We start from the raw sequence: 6,808 nt of genomic DNA, 5'->3' as shown, positions 1-6,808 counted from the left end.
ACATTCCGAACCCGGAAGCTAAGCCTCATAGCGCCGATGGTACTGCAGGGGGGACCCTGTGGGAGAGTAGGACGCCGCCGAACAATTATTGTGAATGAACCCCTGATCCACTCGGATCAGGGGTTCTTCGCATTTCCGGGAACGTATGGACGTATCGTCGGGGCATGGACGATCAGACAGCGGTCATTGCGAACGATGTGCTCCGGCCCGAGCAGCGTGACGGCGCCCTGCGTGTTCTGGCGGAGGCCCAGACGGTGGACGGCCGGGCTGCCGTGTCCGAGCAGGGCCGGCTCCGGCTGCGGAACACGGAGACTCCGCGCCAGGGCGTCATCCACCTCATCGAGACCGAGGTCGGAACCGGGGCCGGAACCGGGGCCGACGCCGGAACGGTCCTCGGCTACGGCCAGCTCGACGTGCCGGAGAGCCCGGCCGCCAACCCCGCCGCCGAGCTGGTGGTCGATCCGGCGGCCCGCGGGCGCGGCCTGGCCCGCCCGCTGGTGGACGCCGTCCTGGCGCAGGCCCACCAGGCGGGGCGCGATGCGGTGGACTTCTGGGTGCACGGCGGCCACCCGGCGGCCCGGCACCTGGCCGAGGCCTACGGCGCCGAGCTGGTCCGGGAGCTGCGGCAGATGCGCCGCACCGGCCGGCAGACCGAGGAGGTGGCCGTCCCCGAGGGCATCGAGCTCCGCACCTTCCGCCCGGGGGAGGACGACGCCGAGTGGCTGCGGCTGAACGCCCTGGCCTTCGCCCACCACCCGGAGCAGGGCGCCTGGACCGAACAGGACCTGGCCGAGCGGATCGCCGAGTCCTGGTTCGACCCGGCCGGCTTCTTCCTCGCCACCCGCGGCGGCAAGGTGGTCGGCTTCCACTGGACCAAGGTGCACCCGGCCACCGCCACCGAGCCCGAGCTCGGCGAGGTGTACGTGGTGGGCGTGGACCCGGCCGAGCAGGGCAGCGGCCTCGGCCGCGCGCTGACCGCGGCGGGTCTGCGCCATCTGACCGGCACCGGTTCCGGCGAGCGGGGCCTGGAAACCGTCCTCCTCTACGTCGACGCCGACAACCCGGCAGCCGTGCGGGTGTACGAACGACTGGGGTTCACGGTTCACGAGGTGGACCTCATGTACCGAGCCCCGTACCGGGCGAACCGGCCGGCCTAGCCGCTGCCGAGGGTCCCCGGGCCCTCCCCGAGCCCACGGGTTCCGGGAGCGTCCGGGTCCTCCGGCCCTTCCGGAGGCGCTCCGGACGGCGCCCGCCCCTTGCTCCGACCGACTCAGCTTTCCTCCTGGCCATGCGGTGTTTACCGTGGATTCAATTGCTGCCGCGAAGATCACAGGATGAAGTCCGTAGTGTCTCGCTCGTGCAGAGTCGACCGCCAAGCACCGGCCGGTCCTGTACGGACCGCGCCCGGAGGTTGGGTGCTGTCCCCGGGCCCGGCCCGGGGCGAGGGTGACGGCCCGCAGAGCCATTCGCTTCCGGACGCCGTCCTGCTGCTGGAGGAGCTGGAGCCCATGAGCATCCCCCGCCCCGTCTCTGCCCCGCTGTCGCCGACCGCCCGGATGTCCGGTGCGCTGGGTGTGCCGCCGGAGCTGCCGGCCACGGACGAGGACGAGTTCGAAGCACTGCCGCAAGGCCGCTTCCTGGACCGCGAGCGAAGTTGGCTCGCGTTCAACGAACGGGTCCTGGAACTGGCCGAGGACCCGGGCATCCCGCTGTTGGAGCGGGCGAAGTTCCTGGCGATCTTCGCCAGCAACCTGGACGAGTTCTTCATGGTCCGGGTGGCCGGTCTCAAACGCCGGATCGCCACCGGCGTCGCCCAGCGCAGCGCGTCCGGCCTCCAGCCGCGCGAGGTGCTGGACCTGATCTGGACCCGCTCGCGCGAGCTGATGGCCCGGCACGCCGCCGCCTTCCAGCAGGAGGTGCTGCCGGACCTCGCCGCCGAGGGCATCGAGGTGGTCCGCTGGCCGGAGCTGGCCGAGAAGGAGCAGGCCCGGCTGCACACGCTGTTCCGGCAGAAGATCTTCCCGGTCCTGACGCCGCTGGCCGTCGACCCGGCGCACCCCTTCCCGTACATATCGGGACTCTCGCTGAACCTGGCCGTCGTGGTGCGCAACCCGGTCTCCGGCCACAAGCACTTCGCCCGCGTCAAGGTGCCGCAGTCGCTGGCCCGTTTCCTGGAGGCCTCGCCCCAGCGGTACGTCCCGCTGGAGGACGTCATGGGCGCGCACCTGGAGGAGCTCTTCCCGGGGATGGAGGTGCTGGCCCACCACGCCTTCCGCGTCACCCGCAACGAGGACCTCGAGGTGGAGGAGGACGACACCGAGAACATCCTCAAGGCCCTGGAGAAGGAGCTGATGCGGCGGCGCTTCGGCCCGCCGGTCCGGCTGGAGGTCGAGGAGTCGATCGACCCCTACATCCTGGACCTGCTGGTGCGGGAGCTGAACATCACCGAGGCGGAGGTCTTCCCGCTGCCCGGGCCGCTGGACCTGACCGGACTGTTCGGGATCGCCGAGCTGGACCGCCCGGAGCTGAGGTACCCGAAGTTCGTGGCCGGCACGGCCCGCGGGCTGACCGACGTCGAGTCGGCCTCCCAGCCGGACATCTTCGCCGCGATGCGCGAGCGGGACGTCCTGCTGCACCACCCGTACGACAGCTTCTCCACCTCGGTGCAGGCCTTCCTGGAGCAGGCGGCCGGTGACCCGGACGTGCTGGCGATCAAGCAGACCCTGTACCGCACCTCCGGTGACTCGCCGATCGTGGACGCGCTGATCGACGCGGCGGAGTCCGGCAAGCAGGTGCTGGTGCTGGTCGAGATCAAGGCGCGCTTCGACGAGCAGGCCAACATCAAGTGGGCCCGCAAACTGGAGGAGGCCGGCTGTCACGTGGTGTACGGCCTGGTCGGGCTGAAGACGCACTGCAAGCTCTCGCTGGTGGTCCGGCAGGAGGGTGACACCCTGCGCCGTTACTCGCACGTCGGCACCGGCAACTACCACCCGAAGACGGCCCGGCTGTACGAGGACCTCGGTCTGCTCACCGCCGACCCGCAGGTCGGCGCGGACCTCTCGGACCTGTTCAACCGGCTCTCCGGCTACTCGCGCCGCGAGTCCTACCGCCGCCTGCTGACCGCCCCGCGCGGCCTGCGGGACGGGCTGGTCTCGCGGATCCACAACGAGATCGCCCACCACAAGGCGGGCCGCCCGGCTTACGTGAAGCTCAAGGTCAACTCGATCGTCGACGAGGCCGTGATCGACGCGCTGTACCGTGCCTCCCAGGCCGGGGTGCCGGTGGACGTCTGGGTGCGCGGGATCTGCGCGATCCGCCCGGGTGTGCCGGGGCTGAGCGAGAACATCCGGGTCCGCAGCATCCTGGGCCGCTTCCTGGAGCACTCCCGGGTCTTCGTGTTCGGCAACAACGGCGATCCGGAGGTCTGGATCGGCAGCGCCGACATGATGCACCGCAATCTGGACCGCCGGATCGAGGCGCTGCTGCGGATCACCGATCCGGCGCACCGGGCCGAGCTGTCCGGGCTGATCGACCTCGGGGTGTCGGACGAGACCGAGTCCTGGCACCTCGGGGCGGACGGCACCTGGGCCCGCCGCTCGCAGGACGCCGAGGGCCGGGCACTGCGACACGTCCAGGACCTGCTGATCGACTCGCGCCAGCGCCGCCGAGCAGCCGCCTCGCGCTGACACGTGCACTGATGCGAAGCCGCCGGAACGGACAGGGGACACCCGTTCCGGCGGTCGGCCACCAGCCCCGGGGGACCGCCCCGGGGGAACGGGGATCTACCACGCCATGACCGAAGCGCCGACGACGGCCCAGGCGGCCTCCACAGCCACCGCCGGGGACATCCTTGCCCGCCACCTCACCGCCCAGGCCGGCGCCTTCCTGCGCGCCCTGCCGCTGGCGGTGGGCGAGGTCGGCGCCAGACCGGGAACGGCCTCGCTGGTCCCGTCGGCGGGCACCGCGGACCTGCTGCGGTCCGTCCGGCGGATCGGCGGGCTGCTGCACACCTTCGGCTCGGTCTTCGAGCAGGCCTGGGCGCAGGAGTCGCGCACCGAGCTGCGGTGGCTGCTCAACCTGCTGGCGCTGGAGCCCGGTTACGTCCGGCGCTCGGCCCGGCTGCTGGGCGCGCTGGACTCGCTGAGCGGCACCGACCCGGAGGGGACGGGCATGCTGGCCGGCCACGCGGGCGCGCCCAAGGCGCGGGCGCTGCTGGACCGGCAGCTGACGCTGGCCCGGACCAGGGCGCACTCCACGGTGCTCCAGGAACTCCGGTCGGCCCGGCTGCACGCGCTGGCGGACCGGATGACCCTGCTGGTGGGCGAGGCACCGCTGCTGGAGTCGGCCGGCGGTCGGGCCCCCGCGGTGCTGCTGCCGCAGGCCGCCGCCGCGTTCGCCGCGCTGGCCGCGGGCGCCCAGCAGCTGCCGCTGCAGCGGGCCGCGACGCCGTACGGCGGGGACGGGCTGCGCCGGCTGGGCACGGTGCCGGCGTCCCGCGGTGCGACGGACGCGGACACCGCGCTGGCGGCCGACGACGCGCCCTGGGCCCGGTTGCGGATCCTGGTGAAGCGGGCCCGGTACGCGCTGGAGGTGTGCGGCCGCCCGTCCTCCGAGCTGGACGACCTGGACGCGGTGCTGGCCCGGCAGCAGGAGGCCGCGGACGCCGCGACCACCGCCGCCACCGCGGCCCGCACCCCGCGGATCACCCCGGCGACCGCGTACGTGCTGGGCGTGGTGCACGCCGACCAGCGGCTGGAGGTGGAGTCGGCGCGGTACGCCATCGGCCGCCGCTGGCCCGATCTGCCGGCCGGCCCGGACGGCCGGCTGGAGTTCCTCCCGCCCGAGGCCTGGGCGCACTCCGCCGCACCCGGGGCGGTCTGAGTTGGGCGAGCGACCGCGCACCGGCCGGGCCGCGGCGGGGCACTCCCCGGTGGTCCTGGCGGCGGGCGCGGTGCTGTGGCTGCCGGGCCGGCTGAAGAGGAGCGGCCGGCTGGGTCGGCCGCGGATCGCGGTGATCCACCGGCCCAAGTACGACGACTGGAGCCTGCCCAAGGGCAAGCTCGAACCCGGCGAGGGCGTGGTCGAGGCTGCGCTGCGCGAGGTCCGGGAAGAGACCGGGTTCCGCTGTCTGCTGGGCCCGGAGCTGCCCGCCCAGCACTACCAGGTGCAGGGCCGGCCGAAGGAGGTCCGCTACTGGGCGGCGGTGCCATCCGGCGGGTCCTTCCGGCCCAACCGGGAGGTGGACCGGCTGGAGTGGCTGCCGGCCGGGAAGGCCCGGGCACGGCTCACATACGACCACGACCGGCTGCTGGTGGACGCCCTGCTGGCGGTCCTGGGAGCGAAGCCGACGCGGGTGGCCGGTGCGGCGTCGTGAAGGAACGGTGGAAGTGATCTCCCCGCGCCCTCGGCGTGACGCAACCGTTACTACCTGACGTAGTTTCCTGTCATCCGTTCGAGGTTCACTCCCCGTTCACTTGTGACCGGCTGTCGTGTCACTTACCCGGCCTAACTTCGGGACCACCGGAGGGCCGAACGGGCCCCGGACCACAGCAAAACCCGTGCTGGGGCCGTATATGCGTACGGCCTGCGCAGGGCAATGCCACAGAAAGGGAATCCCCTGTGAAGCTCCAGCGGAACGGCCGCTCCAAGGCCCTCGCGATCGGTGCCATGGCGCTCGTCAGCTCGCTGTCGCTGGCCGCCTGCGGGTCGGACAACAACAACAACACGACCGCGACCGGCGGCAACAGCGGCTCGGCCGCCCCCGCCTCCGCGATCAACTGTGGCAAGGCCGGTTCGCTGATCGCCGCCGGATCGACCGCGCAGACCGCGGCGATGGACGTCTGGAAGACCAGCTTCGCCGCCGCGTGCTCCGGCTCCACGATCAACTACCAGGGTGGCGGCTCCGGTGCCGGCATCCAGCAGTTCAACCAGGGCAAGGTCCAGTTCGCCGGCTCCGACTCGGCCCTGAAGCCGGCCGAGGTCGACGCCTCCAAGGCGGTCTGCACCGGCGGCCAGGGCATCGACCTGCCGATGGTCGGCGGCCTGATCTCGCTGGTCTACAACGTCGACGGTGTCGACAACCTGATCCTGGACGGCCCGACCGCCGCCAAGATCTTCGACGCGCAGATCACCAAGTGGAACGACCCGGCGATCGCCGCCCTGAACCCGGGCGCCAAGCTGCCGGACGCGGAGATCCAGACCTTCCACCGCTCGGACGACTCCGGCACCACCGAGAACCTGACCAAGTACTTCGCCGCCACCAGCGGCGGTGCCTGGTCCTACCCGGCCGCCAAGGCCTGGGCCGGCAAGAACGGCCAGTCGGCCAACGGCAACGCCGGTGTCGCGGCCCAGGTGAAGCAGGTCAAGAACTCGATCAGCTACACCGAGCTGGCCTTCGCCCAGAGCAACAACCTGAAGAGCGCCGCGATCAACACCGGTGCCGCCAAGCCCGTCGAGGCCACCGCCGCCAACGCCGCCAACACCTTCGCCAAGGCGCAGATCACCGGCACCGGCAGCGACCTGGCGCTGAAGCTCGACTACGCGACCAAGGACGAGGGCTCGTACCCGCTGGTCCTGGTCACCTACGAGATCGTCTGCGACAAGGGCAACAAGGCCGACACCCTCGAGACCCTGAAGTCCTTCCTGACCTACACCGCCAGCGACGCGGGCCAGCAGGCCGTCGGTGAGAAGGGCTACGTCCCGCTGCCGAAGAGCCTGACCGAGAAGGTCAACGGCGCCATCGCCGCCCTCGCCTGACCCGACCAGGACCCCCGGTGGGGCGGCCCCGTGAGCGAGGGGGGCCGGGGCC

5 protein-coding genes and 1 rRNA gene are annotated in these 6,808 nt (G+C 72.0%); all 6 read left to right on the top strand.

The window, feature by feature from the left end:
• Window positions 1-83, top strand: a 5S ribosomal RNA gene (rrf, locus tag ACFRMQ_RS36260); the annotation flags it as partial.
• Window positions 84-164: 81 nt separating this feature from the next.
• A complete protein-coding gene (gene mshD, locus ACFRMQ_RS36255; protein ID WP_380735090.1) occupies window positions 165-1,157 on the top strand; it encodes a mycothiol synthase in 993 nt (330 codons plus the stop codon).
• Between the two features lie 351 nt (window positions 1,158-1,508).
• A complete protein-coding gene (locus ACFRMQ_RS36250) occupies window positions 1,509-3,686 on the top strand; it encodes an RNA degradosome polyphosphate kinase (protein ID WP_380735091.1) in 2,178 nt (725 codons plus the stop codon).
• Window positions 3,687-3,792: 106 nt separating this feature from the next.
• Complete coding sequence (locus ACFRMQ_RS36245; RefSeq protein WP_380735088.1) at window positions 3,793-4,881, top strand: CHAD domain-containing protein; 1,089 nt, start codon at window positions 3,793-3,795, stop codon at window positions 4,879-4,881.
• 1 nt (window position 4,882) lies between these two features.
• On the top strand, window positions 4,883-5,374 hold the full coding sequence (locus tag ACFRMQ_RS36240) for an NUDIX hydrolase (protein WP_380735087.1): 492 nt from the start codon (window positions 4,883-4,885) through the stop codon (window positions 5,372-5,374).
• Window positions 5,375-5,619: 245 nt separating this feature from the next.
• The gene (gene pstS / locus ACFRMQ_RS36235) at window positions 5,620-6,756 is read left to right on the top strand and encodes a phosphate ABC transporter substrate-binding protein PstS (RefSeq protein ID WP_380735086.1); all 1,137 of its coding nucleotides are present in this window, start codon (window positions 5,620-5,622) and stop codon (window positions 6,754-6,756) included.
• Window positions 6,757-6,808 lie beyond the last annotated feature (52 nt).

This window comes from Kitasatospora sp. NPDC056783 (assembly GCF_042789895.1).
In the GTDB taxonomy this organism is placed as follows: domain Bacteria; phylum Actinomycetota; class Actinomycetes; order Streptomycetales; family Streptomycetaceae; genus Kitasatospora.
This window is presented reverse-complemented; position numbering and strand designations above follow the sequence as displayed.

Bases quoted from the DNA above. Each gene is read 5' to 3' on its own strand.
- mshD (WP_380735090.1), top strand. From the start codon at position 165: ATGGACGATCAGACAGCGGTCATTGCGAACGATGTGCTCCGGCCCGAG.
- ACFRMQ_RS36250 (WP_380735091.1), top strand. From the start codon at position 1,509: ATGAGCATCCCCCGCCCCGTCTCTGCCCCGCTGTCGCCGACCGCCCGG.
- ACFRMQ_RS36245 (WP_380735088.1), top strand. From the start codon at position 3,793: ATGACCGAAGCGCCGACGACGGCCCAGGCGGCCTCCACAGCCACCGCC.